This is a genomic window from Leifsonia sp. McL0607, from assembly GCF_049993355.1.
Lineage (GTDB): Bacteria > Actinomycetota > Actinomycetes > Actinomycetales > Microbacteriaceae > Leifsonia.
Window position 1 is genome coordinate 430164 of record NZ_CP188253.1, and the last position, 20541, is coordinate 450704.

Sequence of the window (20541 nt, forward strand, 5' to 3'; positions counted from 1 at the left end):
GTTAACACTCTTATACCTATATGTCCACTGTTACACATTACTGGATGCGTGGAGACGGGTTATCGGCAAGAAAGTGTGGATGGGTGAGTGATCTGGCCGCGTGATCACGGGGTGAAACGGGGATCGTTATGGTCGGCGACCCGTGGTCGTGGATCTTTCGTCGAACTTGGCCTCGTGCCTGGTATGTGGTGCCCCGCTCGTGAAGAACGGGCGAACGACTGCGGGCACGCAGCGCTGGCGCTGCCGTGTGTGCGGCGCGTCCTCGACCAGGCGCCGGCCGGACGTAGCCCGCCGCCAGCAGCTACGCCGGTTCCTGATCTGGCTGACCGGGACGAGCACGCAAGCCGACGCGGGAGGCGGCACGGGCCGCTCGTTCCGGCACGAGACAGCGTGGTGCTGGCATCTGCGACCCCGCATGCCGGTCACCGGCGAGATCCACGACGCCGTCCTAGTCGACGGGATCAGGATCGGATCCTGGTGCCTGCTGATCGCGCTCAGCAGCACCGGGCGCGTGATCTCCTGGCAGTGGTCCGCCGGCGAGTCCACCGCCGCGTGGGAGGCCCTCTTCGACCAGGTCCCGCCGCCCAAGGTCATCGTCACCGACGGCGGCACCGGCATCCGCTCGGCACTGGCAAGGGCCTGGCCCGACACCGCAGTGCAGCGATGCATCTTCCACCTGCCGATGAACGTCACCCGCGAGCTGACCAGGAATCCGCGGCTGAAGGCTGGGCGCGCGCTGCGCCAGATCGCGATGCGCCTCAGCAGCGTCCACGACGTCGACGCCGCGATCGAGTGGAGACTGATGCTGGAGGCCTGGTGGCAGCAGTTCGGACACCTCACCAAAGAGCGCACGCTCTACGACAACGGACAGTTCGGATTCACCCACCACCGGCTCCGCAAGGCGTGGGGCGTCCTGCACCAAGCCGCCGAGGCCGGCCACGAGTTCACGTTCCTCGAACACGGCAACCCACACACGACGTCCCCGCTCGAAGGCGGCGTCAACGCGCAGATACGGCACCTACTGCGCCACCACCGCGGCATGACCATCGAGCACCGCCGCCGCGCCGTCGAGTGGTTCCTGCTGCTGAAAGAAGTCCCCATCGAATCCGCCCACGAATACGCCGACCCACCAGCCTCGCCACAGCCCCGACCCGTCGCTGAAAAACCAGACGGGCCAGCCCTCTACGACACCAGCCTCGACGCTGGCGAACGCCTATGGCTCAGATCAGGCTGGGCCGGACACAAATAACACGCCCAACCCATCCACACTTTTTGGCCTATAAGCCGCCCCGGGGGGAAGAGACAGCCCGTTAACGAAACAAGGACCGCCATCTCTGGCGGTCCTTGCTTACTGTGGTGGAGCTAAGGAGATTCGAACTCCTGACCTCTTCGATGCGAACGAAGCGCGCTACCAACTGCGCCATAGCCCCGGGAACTGCTTAGAAAGCCTAGCACCCTCGCCGTACCGATCCGAAATCGAAAGTGGTTCAGCTGGCCGCTCGGCGACGACGGAGGACGGCGTCGAGGTCGAGTGCCCCGTCGTCGACGGAGCCCACGATCCCCATCGCCGAGTAGAGGTTCGGCACGGTCTCCTCGACGGCTACGGGATGAGCCACAGCCGGCGCTGACTCGACCTCCCGCGGCGCGCCCGCGGCGGCTGGCGCACTCGGAGCGACCGGGCGCAGCCGGACCGGCGCGGGCGCCACCGGCGCGGGCGCCACCGGCGCGGGCGCCACCGGCGCGGCCTCCGTCGCAGCCGTGGCCTTGCGCTCGAAGTCGGCGCGGGCGGCCGCGCGGCGCAGCTCGGCCGCGGCATCCACCGACGCCATCGCTGCAGCGGCGACCGTCCCCGGCGACAGGTGCAGCGGCTTCGGCAGCGGGCGCGGGGTCCAGCTCTGACGCAGCGCCTCCTGCACCGGGAGGTCGTGCTTCGCGTGGTCGTAGAGGTCGGGTGAGGCCGGAGCGGCCGGCACGAACGGGACGGGCGCTGCGGTGGCGCGAGCGGACCGCGACAGCCTGCTGAGCATCCCCAGCGCTGCGAGAGCGACCGCTCCGGAGACGGCGGAGAGCAGCCACGCGCCGGCGGAAAGCAGCAGGGCCGCCCCGATGGCGAGGCCGGCGAGGCTCGCGACCAGCAGCATCGTGCAGAGCGCACGCGAACGGCGGAGGCGACGGCGGCGCTGCGCTGACAGCACCGGGTGTGCGCTGGCGACCGCGAGGGCGCGCGCCCGCTGGGCCGCAGCCGCACGCGATGCCCGCTCCAGCGCGATCGCCTCGGCGGCGGCGCGCTCGGCCTCCTCGGCCGCGTGCCTGCGCTCCTCGGCGATGGCCTGCTCGCGGCGCGCGTGCGCCGCCGCCTCGGCCCGCGCGGTCGCCAGACGGCGCTCCTCCGCCTTGCGGAGGATCCGCTGCTGCTCCGCGACCGTCTTCGCGGTCGCCTCTACGCGGACCTCGTCCGGAAGCTCACTCGTCTCGGCCAGGATGCGCAGCGTCTGCTGCAGCCGAACGGCGTTGCGCTCCGTCGCCAGGTACTCGCGGCGACGCAGCCACACCGGGACGAGATAGGCCAGCCAGAGGACGGCCGCGATGGCGACAACCACCCCACCGCCCATCACATCCCCATTCATGCCTCTACGGTAGGGGTCGACGGCTCGGCGCCCCGGTCAGCGCCCGGGTGTGTCACCGATGGAGAGGACTCTCAGCGTCGCCGGGCGACCGGTAGCGGGATCGCGGCAGCCGCGCGGTCCTCCGCCGTCACCGTCGCGGCCTCCGCCGGTGCTTCGCCGTCGAGCCAGCGGCGCAGCACGCCCTGCTGCAGTTCCTCGGACACCAGCCCGAAGCAGTAGTGGTCGCGCCAGTCGCCGTTGATGTGGATGTACCGGCGCCGCAAGCCCTCATAGCGGAAGCCGAGCTTCTCGACGACGCGGAGGCTGGGGCCGTTCTCGGGCCGGATGCAGATCTCCATGCGGTGCAGGCCCAGGTGGTAGAAGCAGTAGTCCGTCGCGAGGGCCACCGCGGTCGGCGTGATGTTGCGCCCCGCGAACTCCTCGGCGATCCAGTAGCCGATGGTCGCGCTCGACAGCGAACCGTAGGTCACGGACGAGACATTGAGCTGCCCGGCCAGACGCCCATTGTACTCGACGACGAACGGAAGGCCGTGGCCCGCCCGCGCGTTCGCGAGCAGGGAACGGATGCTCGCGCGCGTGTCGAACGCCCCCGGTGCGTACGGGCTCGTCGCCTCCCACTGCCGCAGCCAGGTGCGGTTATCGATCAGGGAGCGCTCGAGCGCGCGCGCGTCCCTCAGGCGGATCGGTCGCAGCCCGACGCGCCCCTCGCTCAGCGTGGGGATGACGAACGCCACGGCATCCTCCTTCTGCGACGACCTTCGCCGCAGATACGACCGTAGCGGTAAACGCCCTAGGGTGCGTCAGTCGTTTCCGTGGGCATCTCTTCGAGGATCTCGCGCGGTTCGTCGTCGAGGCCTGCAGCGAACTCGCGCAGCCACGGCCGCAGTTCGGGGCCGAGATCTTCGCGGTCGACCGCCAGCTGAATGATCGCCTTGATGTAGTCGAGGCGATCACCGGTGTCGTAGCGGCGGCCGCGGAAGACCACGCCGTAGACGCCGCCGGTCCAGTCGGGGGCCTCGGCCATCGACTGCAGGGCGTCGGTCAGCTGGATCTCCCCTCCGCGGCCCGGCTCGGTGCGCTCGAGCACGTCGAACACCTCCGGGCGCAGAACGTAGCGGCCGATGATGGCGTAGTTCGACGGCGCGTGCGCGGCGTCCGGCTTCTCGACGAGACCTGTGATGCGCACCACGTCATCGTCACCGGTCTCTTCGATCGCGGCAGCCCCGTAGAGGTGGATGGACTCGCTCGGCACCTCCATCAGCGCGACAACGGTGGCGTTGTACTTCCGCTGCACGTCGAGCATGTGTTGGAGGAGGTCGTCGCGGGAGTCGATGATGTCGTCGCCCAGGAGCACGGCGAACGGCTCACGGCCGACATGCGCCTTGGCCCGCAGCACCGCGTGGCCGAGGCCCTTCGGGTCGCCTTGGCGCACGTAGTGGATGTCGGCGAGCGACGTCGAGTAGTTGACCTTCTCGAGGCGGTCGGTGTCGCCCTTCTTCTCGAGCGTGTGTTCGAGCTCCGCGTTGCGGTCGAAGTGGTTCTCGAGCGCGTTCTTGTTGCGCCCCGTGATCATCAGGACGTCGTTGAGCCCCGCGCTGACCGCTTCTTCGACGACGTACTGGATCGCCGGCTTGTCGACCACCGGCAGCATCTCCTTCGGCATCGCCTTGGTCGCCGGAAGGAACCGAGTGCCCAAGCCTGCCGCGGGGATCACTGCCTTCGTCACGTGAGTTGCCATGCCGCTACAGTATCGGCATTTTCCCGGCCGCCCCTGCTGGACCTCCTAGGATTGAGTCATGGACACGGACACCGCCGCCCATCGCAAGCGCGCACTCCGCGCCGAGCTCCGGGAGCGGCGGCAGAACCTCACCAGCACGGAACGGCAGGCCGCGACCGCCGGAATCACCCGCAACTTGATCGATCTCGCAACGGATCTGTCCGCGCGCGCAGTCGCCTGTTACCTCCCGACCACCATCGAGCCCGACACGCGTCCGTTCGTCAACTGGGCGGTCGGACAGGGCGTCCGCGTGCTGCTGCCGGTCTCGCGCGAGGACGGCCTCCTCGACTGGACCAGCGGTGACGGCGAGACCGAGACCGAGGGACTCTTCGGCATGCCGGAGGCCGTCGGTGAGCTGCTCGGGCCGATCGCCATCAATGACGTCGACCTCATCGTGGTCCCCGCCGCGGCCGTCGACGCGACCGGCATGCGCATGGGCTGGGGACGCGGCTATTTCGACAAGACGCTCGGCAGCATGGAAAAATGTCCCCCGGTGTACGCCGTCGTCTTCGACGGCGAACTCGTGAACGACGTCCCGCGGGAGCGGCACGACCAGCCCGTCGACGGCGCGGTCACGCCGACCCGCATCGTCCAGTTCACCTGAGCGGCACCACGAACGCGCCCGAACAACACGGAAGACCATGCCCACCTACTCTTACTCGTGCCGCGACTGCGGCCACGCCTTCGACATCCACCAAGCCTTCACCGACGACGCGCTCACCGTCTGCCCGAACTGCGGCGGCATCCTGCGCAAGGTGTTCGGCACCGTCGGCGTGACCTTCAACGGCTCCGGGTTCTATCGGACCGACTCGCGCGGTGGTGCGAAGTCGGGAGGTTCGTCGTCGGGTTCGACCTCGTCGTCGTCCTCGCCTGACTCCGGAACGTCGTCGTCTTCGTCGTCATCCGGCGATGCGTCGTCCGGCTCGGCGTCGTCCTCGTCCTCCTCCTCGAGCTCCGCAAGCTGACACCAGCACCTCCCGTTCCACCTACCTGGCGAAAGGATCGGTCTTGCTCAAAGGCTTCAGGGAGTTCATCCTCCGCGGGAACGTGATCGACCTGGCTGTCGCCGTGGTCATCGGCGCAGCGTTCACGGCTGTCGTCACGTCGATCGTGACGAACGTCTTCAATCCGCTCATCGGCCTGTTCTTCCAGGCGAAGAGCCTGGACAACGCGCTCGTCGTCACGGTGGGTGACTCCGTGTTCAAGTTCGGCGCCGTACTCGGCGCGATCATCAGTTTCCTCGTCGTCGCCGTCGTCGTGTACTTCGTCTTCGTCTTCCCGATCAACAAGGCGAAGGAGCACGCCGAGCGCCTGCGCAAGAAGGGAGTCGTCGAGCCCGACGCGCCGGTCACCGAGCTCGTTCTGCTCAGCGAGATCCGCGACCTCCTGCAGGCGCAGCAGTCGCCCCCCGCCGCTGCCGGCAGGCACTCCGACCCGCTTCCGTAGCCGACTGGGCGCCAGGCGCCGCTACAGCGAGAGATGGAACCGAAGCGCCTCGTCAAGCCGGCGCATGACCCAGCCGGGCGTCACGCCCAGTGATCGCGTGATCCGCGGAAACCCGATGGAGCGCACCCGCTCCGCCTGAATCTTTGAGGGGACCCGCAGCCCCATCTGGGCGAGATCGTCCGGATCGGCGACCTCGACTTGGAAGTCGATGTGAACGTTCGAGACGTTCGAGGTCATCGGCACGCACGTGACGACACCGCGCGACCGCTTTGTGACCGCTGCGTTCATCCCTTCTGAGCTGACGACGACGCAGGGGCGCAGCGTGCCGGCCTCGCCGTCGATGACCGGATCCAGCAGGACTTCGATGACGTCACCGCGCCTCAGTCGGAGAGCCCGTCGCCGGCGGTCCCGTCCCAGATCGCCTGCTCGCCCGAGTCCTCCCATTCGTCGAATGCCTGAGCGTACGCATTCTCGGCATCGAGCTCGCGCTGGACGCGGAGAAGCTTGTGAATGGCGGCGGATCGGTTGCCCTTCATGTCGGCCGCGATCTTGTCCAGGTACAGCAGATCGTCGTCGAGGCGTCAGTAGTGCGGAGGCACGTCCCGTCGCAGCTGCTCGTCGTTCGACGACCACGAGCCCTCCTCACGGTCGCGCTCCGGCACGCGCGGCGCCGGATCGGCGTCTGGTACACCCTCCCGTCGCACCCGACGCGGCCTGCGCGCGGGTTGCTCGCTGTGTTGCTGGTCGTTCACCCCTCCAGGGTAGGCGCACATTCCGCGCGAATGTGGCGCTACCCCGAACCAGTGGGCACATTCCGCGCGAATGTCGGGTCACCGCGAACCAGCGGGGCACATTCCCCGCGAATGTGGCGCTACCGCGGACCAGCGGGCACATTCAGCGCGAATGCGCAGCGCTCAGGTCTACGGGAGCGTGATCGGCGCCGTCTCGGTGTTGGCCTCCGAGACGCCGATGAGGCGCGCGATGCGGCCGGCGACGGCGTCCGGGTCGGCGAACAGCTCGAAGCTGTGCACCCGGAGATAGTGCCAGCCGAGGCGGCGCAGCACGTCGGGGCGCAGCCGCAGCGACTCGCGGAGGCTACCCCTGTTCACGTCGTCGTCGGTCTCGACCACCACGGCGCGGCCCTCGTTCGACGCGACCAGCGTGAGCTTGCCGCGGTAGCCGACCTGCACGTCCAGGCCCCGACGGGCCAGGCGCTTGGCCAGGTCGACGATCATCGGGTCCGCGTCCGGGCTGAGGTACTCGGGCACGGCGGCCTGCAGCTGGTCGGCCTCCCCCAGCACCTGGGCGAGCGCGGCGATGCCGTGCCGCATGCGCGATTCGTCGATGTCGTCGGGGCGGAAGCACGAGACGATGTCCATGCCCCGGCGGGCGCGCGTCATGCCGACCGCGAGGAGGCGGTCGCCTCCCGGCTCGGCGAGGGCGCCGAAGTTCGACAGCAGCCGGCCATGCGGCGTGCGTCCGTACCCGATCGAGAAGATCACGCGGTCGCGGCTCTGACCGACCGACTGCTCCAGTGTCACCACCGTGAACGGCTCCGGTCGATCGCCCAGGATGAAGTCCGCGAGCTCGGTGCGCTTGGCGAACGCGGACAGCACGGCCTGGTTGACACGCACCGCGTGACGCTCGCTGGCGGTGATCACCATGAGCGACTCGCGCGGACGCTCGGTGGCGTGCCGGAGGACGAGCTCGACGACCTTGGCCACCTCGGCGTCGGTGCTCTCCACCGCACCGGTGTCGCTGTCGGGCATGCCCTGACCGCCGGTGACGTAGTGGAGGGCGAGGCTGCCGTGCCCGAGGTAGGTCCCTGCCCACGGCAGCGAGTCGATCTTGCCGCCGTAGAAGCGCCGGTTGACCAACTCAGCGAGGCCTTCGCCCCCCGCGCGGTAGCTGCGCACGAGCGTGTAGACGGGCAGCAGCTCCGACAGCCGCGCGAGCGCCGAGTCGGCGTGGAGGGCGTCGACGTCCACTGGCTCGACCGTCGAGCCGTACTCGTGCACGCCGGTGTCGAAGCGCGAAGGCGTCTGAGTGACCGGGTCGCCGAAGGCGACGACCTGGCGCGCACGCCGGAGCGCCGGGACGCTCTCGGCCAGGCTGGAGGCGCCGGCGTCGATCAGCACGACCGCGTCGAATGCGACCTCGGCGTCGATCGCGGGCACCTCGTAGGGCGAGACGAGCCAGACCGGAGCGAGCGGCCGCGCGAGGTGCGGCGCGGCGGCGTTCAGCGAGGCAGCGGTCGGCATGGTCGTCGTGAGCAGCTTCTTGAGGGCTTTGGCCTCGTCCGGCCAGTCGACGACACCGATCTTCCAGGTCTCGGCGAGCATCCACGCGAGCTGCTCGCCCGTCGCGGACGCGTGCGCCTCGTCTACCAGCCGGAAGTCGGCCTCCAAACGGTCGAGCACGCTCGTGTTGGCGCTCAGCAGGGCACGGTCGGCAGCGAGAAGGGCCTCCAGCACGGACTGCCACCAGGCGAGCTCGAGCTCGGCGCTGACCTGCGTCTCCGGCACGTGGCGCACCGACAGGTCGGACAGCAGCGGGTCGAGTTCGCGCTCACGCAGCTGCCCGAGTAGTGCGGTGCGCTCCTGAAGGTTGGCGAGCACCTCCGACTCGGCGGCGAGGCCCGCGACCTGACGCGTCAGCTCCTCGATCGGCAACGCGGCGAGCGACTGCGGCGTGCCGGTGCGGCGCAGCGGGATGTCGAGACGAGCGAGGTCCTCCGCGACGCGCTGGTACGCCACCTGCACGTCGGCGATGCCCACGGGCACCTCCGGGACGACACCCGCGACGGCGAAGCGATTCCAGAGGATGCGCTGCTGCTGGATGCGACGCAGGCTCTCGTTCAGGTCGGTCACGTGCACACCGGGGCGCACGTACTCCAGGGCGAGCTTGCGCAGCCGCCGCCGGTTGGTCCCGGACATCGTCGGCGACTCGCGGCGAGAGGAGGTCGCCGCGATGAGCTCGGAGATCGAGCGGTCGAAGACGGCGGGCGTGAAGCGGTCGAGCGTCTCGCGCACGTCGAGCAGCAGGCGCAGGTAGACGCCGAGCTCGGCGATCGACTCGAACGGCCGCATCCGCGTCTGGCCGATGAGGGCCTTGGCACGCTCGATGAGTCGCGGCAGTTCGGCGCGGCTGAGCTTCTTGGCGAGGTCGTGAGCGGCCTTGCCCTCTTCGGTCGTCGCGAACGACGCGCCGTACCAGGGCGAGTCGTGCGGGCCGTACCGGAACTCGCCCAGGCGGGCGGCCCGGATCAGGGCGTCGGCGGCGGCATCCCGTCCCGAGGCGAGCGCTTCGATGGAGGCCCGGCTCAGCCGTGCGGTGGTCGCAGGCGGGGTCGGCAGCAGCGCGAGGCGCGAGAGTTCGCGCAGCGCGTCGAGCACGGAGACGTGCAGCACGGGGTCGCGGCGGGCCAGAGCTGCGCGATAGTCGAGCAGCACCTTGCGGAGCCGCACGAGGGCGTCGTCCACATCGGTGACGCGGGGCTGCTCGGCCTTCTCGTTGCGGCCGATCGACTGGACGAGGTCGCGGCGGAGGCTGCGTGGCGTGACCGCGACGCCGGGAAGCCCGACCTTCGCGAAACGCTGGGCGATGTCGTCGAGGCTGGAACGCCGCGGCCCGACCACGAGCACGCGCTTGTGCTGCGCGACGAGCGCACCGACGGCGTTGACGACCGTCTGCGTGCCTCCGGTGCCGGGGAGGGTCTTCACGACGATCGAGTTGCCAGCCGAGATCTGCGCGACGACGTTCTCCTGCTCTTCGTCGGCGTCGAGCAGGAGGGAGTCTGTGGCAGGCGGACGCTCATCCTGACGGATGGGGTCGGCCGGGCTGAAGGCGCTCTCGATCGCGGTGCGTGCCGTGGGATTGCCCGCGAGAGCGTCGAGCAGCGGCGTGTCGAGATGTTCGGCCTCCGCCCGCAGCGCCGGCGCCACATCGATGAACGAAGAGACCACGAGGCGCGACTGCACATTGAACCACGGCAGGTGGGAGGTGAGCCCGCGGAGCCGGTCGATTACCGGCTGCGGCTTGAACGCCCCGTTGTCGAGAGCGAGAGCGACGAAAGCATCGGCGTCGAGCGTGATCTGGAACTGCTCGGACAGCGCACGAGCCAGCTCCGGGTTCAGGAACGGCTGGCCCTTGAGCTTCACCTCGAAGTCGCGCCCGTAGCGGCGGATGGCGAGCGGCCGGAGCAGGATCGGCGCCAGGAATTCGTCGACGCCGTGCCGCCATTGCGCGAGGCCGATCGCCAGGTGGATGGACTCGATTCCGCGCACGGAGCGCAGCTCGATTCCCTTGGCGGTGATGGCGTTCGCCGCCGCACGGGCCGTGCGCAGCGCGAGCTCGTCGCGGATGAGGCTGGAGAGCAGCGTGCTCTGGCCGGTGATGAATTGCGGGAGGCCGCCGGGGTGCGTTGTGCTGAGTTCGATGCGGGTGCGCGGGCTGTCCTCGAAGTGGAGCAGGGGCGACTCGCCGCCGATCGCCGCGATCTCCTCGCGCCAGCGAGCCCACACGTGGTCGGCGATGTTGCCGGCGACGAGTCCGGGGTCACCGAGGCTCAAGGCGTGCGGGGCGGTCGAGTTGGACGCCGGGTGCAGTGCGTCGCCCTCTGGCATGTCGGACGTCATCTCGTCGTCCTCACTCTTCCTATCCAGTCGCCACACACCGACACCCTACGTGCCTCAACGTGAAACGTCTGGCAATCTGCGCGGGTTTCGCGTCAACTCGCGGGTCCCCCGACGTCGGCTGCCGAATCGGTCACCCCGATGTTCGCGTCCTCCGGCGCCTGGCGGCCCTTCGCTCTCGCGGCCCCGAGGAACACCAGGGCGAGCACGCCGCAGAGCAGATAGAGCGACGCCTGCGCGTCGAGGACGCGCACCGTGCCGACCGATTCGGCGATGAGGCCGGCGACCAGGAGCCCGACGCCCTGAGCCGCGCCCGAGAGGGTCGTCACGGCCGCGATCACCCGTCCGAGCGTCGCCCGCGGAGTGACCGTCTGCACGAGCGTGATCTCGCCGGTCGAGGTCGCCACGGCCGGGAGGCCCATCGCGATGAACAGGCCGGCGTAGACCCACACGGCGGTCGTGACCGGTGCGAGGTTCCAGGTCAGCAGCGAGAGCGCGCCGAACACCAGGTAGCCTCCACCGATCAGCCAGCGCGGGGCGAATCGGCGGATCAGCCTCCCGGTCAGCAGGCCCCCGAGCACTCCGCCGATCGCCTGGACGCCGCGCAGCAGGCCGACCTCCGTGTCGTTCGCGCCCAACTCCCGGGTGACGTACACGATGAAGAGGGCGAGGAACACGCCCTGCGCGATGCTGCCCAGCACGGCGATCGACGCGATCGTCCGCAGTTCGCGGCTGCGGACGACAGTGACGATGCCCTCGGCCCACTCGCGCAGCAGGCGTCGTTCGGCGGTGGGTGCAGACTCCGCGTCGGGGGCGGCGGCCGGCGACGGCAGCGGTCGGGTCAAGGCGACGAGCAGCGCCGTCACGCCGAAGCTCACGGCGTCCACGATCACCACGCCGGGCAGCCCGCCCACGGCGAACGCGAGCCCGCCGAGCGGCGAGCCGACGAGCCGGGCGAGGTTGTCGGCGATGGCGAGGAGGGCGTTGCCGCGACCGAGCTCGTCCGGCTGAAGCAGCCGTGGCACCATCGACTGCCTGGCCGGGTTGATCAGCGCGCCGAGGCACGCCTGCACCGCAGCCACCGCGTACACGATCCCCATGCGGTCGGGGCCGGCGGCGAGCAGCGGCAGGAGCGCGACTCCCTGGATCAGGGCGACGACGATCATCGTGCGCCGCGGATCCCAGCGGTCGACGAGCACGCCGAGAAAGGTGCCGGCGAGCAGCATCGGGATCAGCTCGGCCAGGAACACGGCCGAGGCGCCCAGCGCCGAACCTGTCGCCGAGAACGCGAACAAGGGGAGGGCGATCATCAGCAGCCAGTCGCCGGTGTCGGAGACCAAGCCGGCCGTCCAGATCAGCGCGTAGTCGCGCCGGAGGAGAGGTGAGCGGTTCACGGCTCCTCGACCTCCGCGTCGGATGGTGCCTCCGCGTCTGGTGTGTCCGTGTCGGGCGCGTCCTCGTCTGACGTGTTCGGCAACTCCGCGTCGGGATGCAGGAAGGCGTTGAGGTTCAGCGCCACCACGGCACTGTCGCCGGGTGCCGCGGTGCGCGTGAGCGCGATGTACGGACGGATCAGAGCGTCCAGCCGCTCCCCGAGCTCGCGCAGTTCGCCCGGGCTGATGCGCAGGGCGTAGCCCGAGAGGATGCTCGACTCGCGCCAGACCGGCGGCACGCTGTCGCGCAGGGCGATCGCGCGGTGCAGCCGCGCGGCCTCCTCGTCGATCTGGTGGTCGGCGAAGAAGCGCTCGACGGCGTCGACGCCGAGCCTTGACCCTCGGTCGCAGGCTCCCTCGGCGCTGGGGTCGCGGCATCGCTCCGCGTTGCCCCTGAGCTCCACCGCGCCCGGGTCGTCGCCGCGACCGAGTTGGAGGCCGGTGGCCGTCGACTGCCACGGCCGCTCCCGGCCGTCCTCGGCCTCCACCCGCTCGACCAGGCCAAAGCGGGCGAGCGCGCGCAGATGGTAGCTGCAGTTCGACGGCGTCGAGCCCACGGCATCGGCGCACTCGCTGGCCGTGCGCGCACCGAACGACATCAGGTGGTCGAGCAGCGCGAGCCGGAGCGGGTGCGCGAGGGCGCGCAGAGCGCGCGGGTCGGTGACCGTGCGCCGGTCCTCCGGGCGGCCTCCCGATGTGAAAGACATGTTTCAGATTGTGCGCCACGAACTCTTTCACGTCAAGCGGGAATGAATCGGACCTCCACCGGTTGTTCACACAGATGAACGAGATCACCCGAGCGAGCGTCGGTTTCCGCTCCGAGCGTGGCCCCATCCTGATCGCCCTGATGCTGACGACTGGACTCGTCGCCATCGATGCGACGATCCTCGCGACGGCCGTGCCCTCCATCGTGAGCGATCTGGGCGGCTTCGCGCAGTTCCCGTGGCTGTTCTCGATCTACCTCCTGGCTCAGGCGGTCTCGGTGCCCGTGTATGCGAAGCTCTCCGACACCGTCGGCCGCAAGCCGATCGTTTTGGCGGGCATCGGCCTGTTCTTCCTCGGCTCGATCCTGTGCGGGTTCGCCTGGAGCATGCCCGCCCTGATCGCGTTCCGGGCGCTGCAGGGACTCGGCGCCGGGGCCATCCAGCCCATGTCGATGACGATCGCCGGCGACATCTACACCGTCGCCGAGCGCGCCAAGACCCAGGGGTACCTTGCGAGCGTCTGGGCGATCTCCTCGGTGGTCGGGCCGACGCTCGGCGGGCTGTTCTCGCAGTTCCTGTCGTGGCGGTGGATCTTCTTCGTCAACGTGCCGCTCTGCATCCTGGCCGCGTGGATGCTGATCCGCGCGTTCCACGAGAGCATCGAGTGCAAGCGGCACCGCATCGACTACGCCGGGTCCGCACTGCTCACCGCCGGGATGTCGCTGCTCATCCTCGCGGTGCTGGAGGGCGGCCAGGCCTGGGCCTGGAACTCGGTGTGGAGCGTGGGCGCGTTCGCGCTCGGCGGCCTCCTGCTCGTCGCGTTCGCGCTCGTGGAACGGAGGGCGGCGGAGCCGGTGCTTCCGCTGTGGGTGTTCTCCCGGAGGCTGCTGCTCACGACCACGCTCGTCTCGCTCGGCATCGGCGCCATCCTGATCGGGCTCACCTCGTACGTACCGACCTACCTGGAGTCGACGATCGGCGTGCCGCCCCTCGTCGCGGGTCTCGCTGTCGCCGCACTCACGCTCGGCTGGCCGATCGCGGCGAGCATCTCGGGACGCTTCTATTTGCGGATCGGCTTCCGCAACACGGCTTTGCTCGGCACGAGCATCGCCATCCTCGGCACGATCGCCCTGGCGGCCACCAGCGTGACGCCGAGCGTCCTGTTCGTCGCGGTGAGCTGCTTCATCGTCGGGCTCGGGATGGGGCTGGTCGCCACACCGACGCTGATCGCTGCGCAGTCGAGCGTGGCGTGGAGCGAGCGCGGCGTCGTCACCGGAACCAACATGTTCGCCCGCTCGATCGGCAGCGCAGTGGGCGTCGCGGTGTTCGGCGCGATCGCGAACGCGATCGTCCTGTCGACCGCAGGCGGAGCGCACTCCCCCGCTGCCGTGCAGAGCGCCTCCACCGCCGTGTTCGCCTCCGTCGCGGTCGTGGCTGCGCTTACGATCGTGGCCGGCCTCGCCATGCCACGCTCCCGCGTGGAGGACGTGGAGCTCGGCCGCGCCCCCGCCGCCGCGGACTGACCCCTCCACCAGCGATCGGCTGGTCGGAAGGGGCGTGGTACAGTGTGGTCGGACCATGTGGTCTGACCACATGGTCCGACGCAACGCGAGGAGGGCAGGGGCGGTGAGCACCGAGCCGAAGGCGTGGGAGAACGTGCTCGCCCGCATCGAGGAGCGCCTCGTCGACGGCCGCCTGCGGCCGGGCGACCACCTGCCGCCCGAACGCACCCTCGCCGCCGAGCTCGGAGTCGCACGCTCCAGCGTGCGCGAGGCGGTGCGCGTCCTGGAGGCGATGGGCCTGATCCGCACGCAGACCGGATCGGGACCGAGCTCCGGCGCCATCATCATCGCCCGGCCGCTCGGCGGGATGCAGGCCCTCATGCGCTTGCAGGTCGCTGCGAGCGGCTTCCCGGTCGCCGACGTGGTGAGCACGCGTCTGCTGCTGGAGTCCTCCGTCGCCGGCGAGCTGGCCGAACGCGGGGCGGACGTCGACCTCGGCGAGGCACGGCAGCTCCTCGACGCCATGGACGACCCCGCGCTGACCGCCGCCGAGTTCCTCGCGCTCGACGCTCAGTTCCACCTCTCGCTCGCCGGCGCGGCGGGCAACACCGTCGTCGCGACCATGATGGCGGGCCTCCGCAGTTCGATCGAGGGCTACGTCCTCGCCGGCGCCGCGCGCCTCCCCGACTGGGAGGCCATGGCCGCGCGACTGCGCGCCGAGCACCGCGCGGTGATGGCCGCCATCGCCGCAGGCGACTCCACGGTCGCCCGCACCCGCATCCACGACCACATCAGCGGCTACCACCGCGATGCCGCGCCCGCGGCCCCGACTGTCACCGCCCTGTCCCCGTCCACCGACGCACGTTAGGCACACGAACATGGTCACCCGCCAACTCCCGAAGCCCGCCGAGCTGTTCGAGCTCCTGTCGTTCAAGAAGCCGGAGCTCGACGCGAAGAAGCGCCGCCTGAGCGCGGCTCTCACCATCGAAGACCTGCGCACGATCGCGAAGCGCCGGACACCGAAGGCCGCCTTCGATTACACGGAGGGCGCCGCCGAGGGCGAGCTCTCGCTCGCCCGCGCTCGGCAGGCGTTCCAGGACATCGAGTTCCACCCGTCGATCCTGCGCGACGTCTCCACCGTCGACACCTCGTGCGAGATCTGGGGCGGCCCCTCCGCGATGCCATTCGGGATCGCGCCGACCGGCTTCACCCGGTTGATGCAGACGGAGGGCGAGGTCGCCGGAGCCGGTGCAGCGGGCGCCGCGGGCATCCCGTTCACCCTGTCGACGCTCGGCACGACCTCCATCGAGGGCGTCAAGACGGCCAACCCGACGGGTCGCAACTGGTTCCAGCTGTACGTGATGCGCGACCGCGAGATCTCCTACGAACTCGTCCGCCGTGCCGCCGCCAACGGCTTCGACACACTGTTCTTCACCGTCGACACCCCGGTCGCCGGCGCGCGGCTGCGCGACAAGCGCAACGGCTTCTCGATCCCGCCGCAGCTCACGCTCAAAACGGTGATCAACGCGATCCCCCGGCCGTGGTGGTGGTACGACTTCCTCACCACGCCCAAGCTGGAGTTCGCGTCGCTGTCGTCGACCGGGGGCACCGTGGGCGAGCTCCTGGACTCCGCGATGGACCCGTCGATCAGCTTCGCCGACCTCGACATCATCCGGAGCATGTGGCCAGGCAAGATCGTCGTCAAGGGCGTCCAGAACGTCGAGGACTCGCGCACGCTCGTCGACCTCGGCGTCGACGGCATCGTGCTCTCCAACCACGGCGGCCGCCAGCTCGACCGCGCGCCGATTCCCTTCCACCTGCTGCCGAAGGTCGTGGAGGCCGTGGGCGACCGCACGGAGGTCGCGATCGACACCGGGATCATGGACGGCGCCGACATCGTCGCCGCGTACGCACTCGGCGCGAAGTTCACGCTGATCGGCCGTGCCTACCTCTACGGGCTGATGGCGGGAGGCCGCGCCGGCGTCGACCGCACCATCCAGATCCTCGGCGACCAGGTCGTCCGCACGATGAAGCTGCTGGAGGTGCCGACCCTGGCCGACCTCACGCCCGCACACGTCACGCAGCTGCGCCGTCTGCTGCCCGTCGGCGACGCCGCGGTCGCGCCCGCGCGCGTCTGACGCACCCCCTCCCGCGGCATCCAGCTGGCAGGACACGCCGCCTCCACCTGACGGGAGGCGGCGTGTCCTGCCAGCTGGATTTCGCCTCCCGCGCGTTACGCAGTCGCGCCACAGCGCATCCAAAGGAAAAGACCCATACGCTTGTCGTGGAGACTTGTCCACCTTCGGAAACGGAATGACCTGAATGGCTGCTACGGGCAGAGGCGCTACCACCCCCACGAAGAACGACCGCCGCGCCGAGGCGCGCGAGACAGCGCGGAAGATCCGCGAGGAGGCCGCCAAGAAGGCCAAACGTCGCAAGATCATCGTGCAGAGCTCGGTGATCGTCGGCATCATCGCCGTGCTCACCATCGTCGGCGTCGTGATCTTCACCAGCGTGAGCGCGTCCGACAGCGTCGCCAACCCCAAGAACATGCTGAGCGGCGGAATCCTGCTCTCGCAGTCCGACAAAGCCGTCACCACCCCGGCGATCGCCCAGGGCGCCAAGCCGACTCCGACGAAGCAGACGCTCGACGGCAAGACCGCGCACATCCAGATCTGGCTCGACTATCAGTGCCCCTACTGCGACCAGTTCGAGACGACGAACTCCGACCAGATGAAGAAGTGGATGTCGGACGGCTCGGCGACGCTCGAGATCCACCCGATCGCCATCCTCGACTCCAGCACGAACAACCAGTACTCGACCCGGGCTGCTGCAGCCGCGTCGTGCGTGGCCGATTACGACCCCGACAAGTTCTTCGACGTCAACAGCGCACTGTTCGCCAACCAGCCCGACGAGCAGACCGGTTCGGGCCTCACGAACGCCAAGATGCTGGAGCTGTTCAAGAGCGCAGGCGTGAGCTCGTCGGCGATCACGAAGTGTGTGAACGACCAGACGTTCGCCAAGTTCGTCGCCAACCGGACCAACGAGGCCGTGTCGAACTCGCAGCTCAAGAACCCGCAGACGGGCAGCTTCGGAACCCCGACGGTGTTCGTCAACGGCCAGCGCTACCAGGGCGGCTTCACCGACGCGAACCAGTTCGCCGCGTTCGTCCAGGCGTCCGTCAAGGACGCCGGCTCGAGCGGCACCTACACCTTCCCCAAGGCGAGCTGACCCGCCTCCACACGATCGATCGGTCCCAACACTCCGTCGGCCCTGCGCCGTCGCGTCGTGTTGGGACCGATCGTTTTCTGGCGGCGTACGACGGGTGTACGGTCGGCGCGAACCGATGTGAGGAGACGAGCATGGACCGCATCCCCGAGGATGGCGCCGACGACCCGGCCATCGGCGACTCGGACGCTGGAGACACCGCCGGCTGGGTCGACGCCCGCGACGGCGAGGTCGACTACGCGCTGGACGACCCGATCGCAGAGGCCGACTTCGCCGACGAGCTCGTGACCACCGATAGCGTCGCCGGTGAGACCGTGTGGAACGGGCCGGGCGATGGCAACGACGGCCCGACCGGAGGCCAGGCTCGCGAAGCGGAGCCCGACTACGATGAGCACGATCCGGAAGGCAACCCCGACGACGGCATCCTGACCCAGGACGATCTGGATGAGGAGGGCCTCTGAGGATCTAGGGTGTGTCTCCCGACTCTGTGGCGTAGCGAGCATGGTGCTGGTGGCCGTCTCGCAAGGCCGAGGAGGGAGTCCATGCGGGTTTCATCGATGACCGACGAGAACGCCGCGAAACGGCCACCAGTTCCCCCAACGTTTGCCTTATGGCTACCACGTTCTGAGAATCGGTGATGGGTTCGTTAAGCGGGTCTCTTATACGCTGCTCGCAGTCGTCACCGGAGATGCCTCGACGGACCCTCGTGCCCAGTGGCAGTTCGTTCGTCAAAGCAATGGCACGTACACGATCATGTCCAGGACGAACCCTCACGGGCGCCTCTTGGCACGGCGACTCCTCGATGGTGGTGGTCGCCAACCGATTTCCGTCGCAGTGGGTCATCTCGCCAATCGGCGGAGTTCTCGTCAACAATGCCAACTACACGTTCTCCTGGATGGCCAACCACCAGTATTCGCTCAACGTCGACCCAGCTCCCGCCGCTTTGCCTGGAGCGAATGCCGTGCTGGCTCGGACGTTCAACTTCCCCTCCCAGTGGTGGAGAGCCGGATACAACCCAGACGCCGAACTCGACATCGACCTCCGCTCCGACCTGATGCGGCTCGCCGCCGGAGGACGTTGAGCCGGCGCGCAGCTGACCGGGGCGGCCTCGGCAGCCTGGGCCCCGGGTGGCGATCCACGTGTGCGATCCCCTCCCGGAGCCCCGCCTGCGGGAGGCGATCAGACAGGCTCGCCCGCGGCCTCGATCTCGGCCTCAGGAGCAGGCAACGTGGCGAAGAGGTCGGCGACACGGGAATCGATGGCCTCGGTGACGATGCGCTTCGCGCCCAGCGGCGTGAGCAACGCCGTTGCGCCCTCGATGGCGTCGCTCGCGATCTCGAAGACGACAGCGGACTCGTTCGGCGCGAGGGATTCGCCGAGCTGCTTCAGCTGGTCGTCGGGGAAGCCGGCGTCGCGAAGCTTCGAGGCCAAAGCGCCGATCCCCGCACCGGCCAAGACGCCGATGGGACCGCCGATCAGTCCGATGGCGCCGCCGAGCAGCGATCCGCGGCCGGCGCCCCAGTCCTTCGATTCGGTGAACTTCGGCTTTCCGTCCGGCAACACGCGGAGGACCGCCGTGTTGCCGATCTTCTCCGGATACGCTCCCGAAACGGCCATGGCGGCGCGAGAGGCGAGGTCGGGCGCGCCGAAGGATGCGGCGAGCAGCTGGCGGCTCCGGGGCTGGTTGTTCGAGATTGTCATTTCTCTCCGATCTGTTGGGGTGGGTGGCCGGTCAGGCCGTCTCGTTGTCGAGTTCTGAGGTGGACAGCGTGGCAAACAGGCCGGCGACGCTGGAGTCGATAGGCGCCGTGACGGTGGCCTTCGCGTTCAGCGACGCGAGGATGGCCGCAGCCTCTTGAAGGGCATCGACCGTGATCTCGAAGACGATGGCGGACTCGTTCGGGGCAAGGGATTCGCCGAGCTGCCTCAGCTCTTCGTCTTTGAAGCCGGAATCGCGCAGCTTCGACGCCAGCGCGCCAACGGCAGCGCCGACGAACGGCCGGTTTCCTGCCAGCAGGCCGATGGCGCCACCGACCAGCGCGCCCTTGCCCGCGCCCCAGTCCTTGGTCTCGGTGAACTTCACCGCCCCGTCCGGGCGCACCGTGAGGACGGCGGTGTTGCCGAGCTGCTTCTTCCCGAATGCGGCGCTGACCGCGTCAGCGGCGCGCGATGCGCCGTTGGGAACGCTGAAGGAGGCAGCGAGGATCTGACTGTGGGGTAACTTCTTGCTCATGTCTCTCTCCAACCGTGCCCACTGAAATTTGAGCAAAGGAAACTAGTATTTCTCAGTCCACTTTGCCATACAAATTATGTAGCCGGCGTACATCCCGGACGCACGGCGCGGATAGCATCGGGGCATGCCGACCGCGATCCGCCCCGAACCGCCCCGACGGCCCGAGGTCGAGGAGTTGCTGCGCCTGAGCGACGAGTTCACCCGCGCGCTCTACCCGGCCGAGTATGTGGGGCGACCCGAATTCGGTGCGTTATGAGAAGGTGCTGGTGGGCACAACCACCGCTAGAACCCGCGTCATTTTTAGGGGCGTTAACATGCCCCTCGGCGATAGAGGGTTGCAGAACGTCGTGAGCCGCGTCAGCGTCCCTTGCGCCGCCGTCGTCGCTCGCGGCGGGTGAGCGCCGCCAGCGTATCGGCCTCCGCGCGTCGTGCGGCCTCCGCCTCGCGCAGTCGCGTCTCGCGGCGCTCGGCCCAGCGCTCGACCTCCGCGTCGATGTCGCGCGTCGGGGTCACGACGGGCGGGCCGCCCTGCAGCTGTCGGCGGGCGTCGACGACACGCCGGTTGAAGTCGGCGAGGTGCTCGCGCACGGCGCGCTCCGAGCCGAGCCGGTCGAGCATCGCGTCGAGCTCGGTGTGCTCGGTGCGGAGGGTGAGCGCGGGCGGCCCCAGCCCGGTGAGCTGCTCGCGCTCGATCTTGCGCCGGATCCACCAGTCGGGGTCGTGCGTGCCGCTCAGCCCCGGCAACGGTTTGCCCGCACCGGGGAGGTCGTCGAAGTCGCCGCGGCGGATCGCCTGCTGGATCGCGTTCTCGATGACGTGGGCGCGCTGATCCATCGTCGGCTGGCCGGTGTTGGTCTCTTCGACCTCCTCCCCGCGCGCCCGAGCGTCGCGGTTCAGGCGATAGCGCGCGGCGTCGAGCCGCGCATCCGGCAGGGGTCGCAGGCTCTCGTCGGCCAT

Annotated in this window: 23 protein-coding genes and 1 tRNA gene; 11 read left to right on the forward strand and 13 right to left on the reverse strand. The window is 69.3% G+C overall.

Annotated features, from left to right (window positions below; genetic code table 11):
* The first annotated feature begins 148 nt into the window (after positions 1-148).
* Entirely contained in the window at positions 149-1249 is a 1101-nt protein-coding gene (locus ACPPVW_RS02005) for an IS1249 family transposase (protein WP_426626234.1), read from the forward strand.
* A gap of 105 nt (positions 1250-1354) precedes the next feature.
* Here ACPPVW_RS02005 and ACPPVW_RS02010 read toward each other — a convergent pair.
* The 4 genes from ACPPVW_RS02010 to galU all read right to left on the reverse strand — a co-directional run bounded on the left by ACPPVW_RS02010 (position 1355) and on the right by galU (position 4365).
* Positions 1355-1430: transfer RNA gene (locus tag ACPPVW_RS02010), tRNA-Ala, on the reverse strand.
* 57 nt (positions 1431-1487) lie between these two features.
* Positions 1488-2627: a hypothetical protein gene (locus ACPPVW_RS02015; RefSeq protein WP_426624887.1), complete on the reverse strand. Its 1140-nt coding sequence runs from the start codon at positions 2625-2627 to the stop codon at positions 1488-1490.
* Positions 2628-2698: 71 nt separating this feature from the next.
* A complete protein-coding gene (locus ACPPVW_RS02020) occupies positions 2699-3361 on the reverse strand; it encodes a GNAT family N-acetyltransferase (RefSeq protein ID WP_426624888.1) in 663 nt (220 codons plus the stop codon).
* 56 nt (positions 3362-3417) lie between these two features.
* A complete protein-coding gene (gene galU / locus ACPPVW_RS02025; RefSeq protein WP_426624889.1) occupies positions 3418-4365 on the reverse strand; it encodes a UTP--glucose-1-phosphate uridylyltransferase GalU in 948 nt (315 codons plus the stop codon).
* 58 nt (positions 4366-4423) lie between these two features.
* On the opposite strand from galU, the gene ACPPVW_RS02030 reads away from it, so the two are divergent.
* Genes ACPPVW_RS02030 through mscL form a run of 3 tightly spaced genes read left to right on the forward strand, consistent with a single transcriptional unit; the run spans position 4424 to position 5850 of the window.
* Positions 4424-5008 (forward strand): 5-formyltetrahydrofolate cyclo-ligase, encoded by a 585-nt coding sequence (locus tag ACPPVW_RS02030; RefSeq protein ID WP_426624890.1) that lies wholly within the window; start codon positions 4424-4426, stop codon positions 5006-5008.
* A 37-nt stretch (positions 5009-5045) separates the two neighbouring features.
* Positions 5046-5369: an FmdB family zinc ribbon protein gene (locus ACPPVW_RS02035; protein WP_426624891.1), complete on the forward strand. Its 324-nt coding sequence runs from the start codon at positions 5046-5048 to the stop codon at positions 5367-5369.
* A 43-nt stretch (positions 5370-5412) separates the two neighbouring features.
* A complete protein-coding gene (mscL, locus tag ACPPVW_RS02040; RefSeq protein WP_426624892.1) occupies positions 5413-5850 on the forward strand; it encodes a large conductance mechanosensitive channel protein MscL in 438 nt (145 codons plus the stop codon).
* Positions 5851-5871: 21 nt separating this feature from the next.
* Here mscL and ACPPVW_RS02045 read toward each other — a convergent pair whose 3' ends face one another.
* From ACPPVW_RS02045 to ACPPVW_RS02070, 6 genes are all read right to left on the reverse strand, one after another.
* The gene (locus ACPPVW_RS02045; RefSeq protein ID WP_426624893.1) at positions 5872-6294 is read right to left on the reverse strand and encodes a type II toxin-antitoxin system PemK/MazF family toxin; all 423 of its coding nucleotides are present in this window, start codon (positions 6292-6294) and stop codon (positions 5872-5874) included.
* Positions 6231-6386, reverse strand: a complete 156-nt coding sequence (locus tag ACPPVW_RS02050) for a hypothetical protein (RefSeq protein WP_426624894.1) — start codon at positions 6384-6386, stop codon at positions 6231-6233. Before ACPPVW_RS02050 ends, ACPPVW_RS02045 begins: the two co-directional genes overlap by 64 nt.
* 45 nt (positions 6387-6431) lie before the next feature.
* Positions 6432-6602 carry a hypothetical protein gene (locus ACPPVW_RS02055; protein WP_426624895.1) on the reverse strand — a complete coding sequence of 57 codons (171 nt, stop codon included), beginning with the start codon at positions 6600-6602 and terminating at the stop codon, positions 6432-6434.
* Positions 6603-6770: 168 nt separating this feature from the next.
* Positions 6771-10487: an AAA family ATPase gene (locus ACPPVW_RS02060; RefSeq protein WP_426624896.1), complete on the reverse strand. Its 3717-nt coding sequence runs from the start codon at positions 10485-10487 to the stop codon at positions 6771-6773.
* Positions 10488-10579: 92 nt separating this feature from the next.
* Entirely contained in the window at positions 10580-11878 is a 1299-nt protein-coding gene (locus tag ACPPVW_RS02065; protein WP_426624897.1) for an MFS transporter, read from the reverse strand.
* Positions 11875-12624, reverse strand: coding sequence for an ArsR/SmtB family transcription factor (locus ACPPVW_RS02070; RefSeq protein WP_426624898.1), 750 nt, complete (start codon positions 12622-12624; stop codon positions 11875-11877). The genes ACPPVW_RS02065 and ACPPVW_RS02070 overlap by 4 nt, the downstream gene beginning before the upstream one ends.
* A gap of 74 nt (positions 12625-12698) precedes the next feature.
* On the opposite strand from ACPPVW_RS02070, the gene ACPPVW_RS02075 reads away from it, so the two are divergent.
* From ACPPVW_RS02075 to ACPPVW_RS02100, 6 genes are all read left to right on the forward strand, one after another.
* A complete protein-coding gene (locus ACPPVW_RS02075; protein WP_426624899.1) occupies positions 12699-14144 on the forward strand; it encodes an MDR family MFS transporter in 1446 nt (481 codons plus the stop codon).
* Positions 14145-14247: 103 nt separating this feature from the next.
* Positions 14248-14991, forward strand: coding sequence for a FadR/GntR family transcriptional regulator (locus tag ACPPVW_RS02080; protein ID WP_426624900.1), 744 nt, complete (start codon positions 14248-14250; stop codon positions 14989-14991).
* A 10-nt stretch (positions 14992-15001) separates the two neighbouring features.
* The gene (locus ACPPVW_RS02085) at positions 15002-16261 is read left to right on the forward strand and encodes an alpha-hydroxy acid oxidase (protein WP_426624901.1); all 1260 of its coding nucleotides are present in this window, start codon (positions 15002-15004) and stop codon (positions 16259-16261) included.
* A gap of 184 nt (positions 16262-16445) precedes the next feature.
* Complete coding sequence (locus ACPPVW_RS02090; RefSeq protein WP_426624902.1) at positions 16446-17354, forward strand: DsbA family protein; 909 nt, start codon at positions 16446-16448, stop codon at positions 17352-17354.
* Positions 17355-17485: 131 nt separating this feature from the next.
* Positions 17486-17812, forward strand: a complete 327-nt coding sequence (locus ACPPVW_RS02095) for a hypothetical protein (RefSeq protein WP_426624903.1) — start codon at positions 17486-17488, stop codon at positions 17810-17812.
* A 341-nt stretch (positions 17813-18153) separates the two neighbouring features.
* Positions 18154-18432, forward strand: a complete 279-nt coding sequence (locus ACPPVW_RS02100) for a hypothetical protein (RefSeq protein WP_426624904.1) — start codon at positions 18154-18156, stop codon at positions 18430-18432.
* 98 nt (positions 18433-18530) lie between these two features.
* Here the strand turns inward: ACPPVW_RS02100 and ACPPVW_RS02105 are convergent, their stop codons facing one another.
* Positions 18531-19052: a DUF1269 domain-containing protein gene (locus ACPPVW_RS02105; protein ID WP_426624905.1), complete on the reverse strand. Its 522-nt coding sequence runs from the start codon at positions 19050-19052 to the stop codon at positions 18531-18533.
* Between the two features lie 31 nt (positions 19053-19083).
* Positions 19084-19584 carry a DUF1269 domain-containing protein gene (locus ACPPVW_RS02110; RefSeq protein ID WP_426624906.1) on the reverse strand — a complete coding sequence of 167 codons (501 nt, stop codon included), beginning with the start codon at positions 19582-19584 and terminating at the stop codon, positions 19084-19086.
* Between the two features lie 124 nt (positions 19585-19708).
* Here ACPPVW_RS02110 and ACPPVW_RS02115 point away from each other — a divergent pair, with 124 nt between their 5' ends.
* Positions 19709-19840, forward strand: a complete 132-nt coding sequence (locus ACPPVW_RS02115) for a hypothetical protein (protein WP_426624907.1) — start codon at positions 19709-19711, stop codon at positions 19838-19840.
* A 101-nt stretch (positions 19841-19941) separates the two neighbouring features.
* Here ACPPVW_RS02115 and ACPPVW_RS02120 read toward each other — a convergent pair whose 3' ends face one another.
* A complete protein-coding gene (locus ACPPVW_RS02120) occupies positions 19942-20541 on the reverse strand; it encodes a DUF1992 domain-containing protein (protein WP_426624908.1) in 600 nt (199 codons plus the stop codon).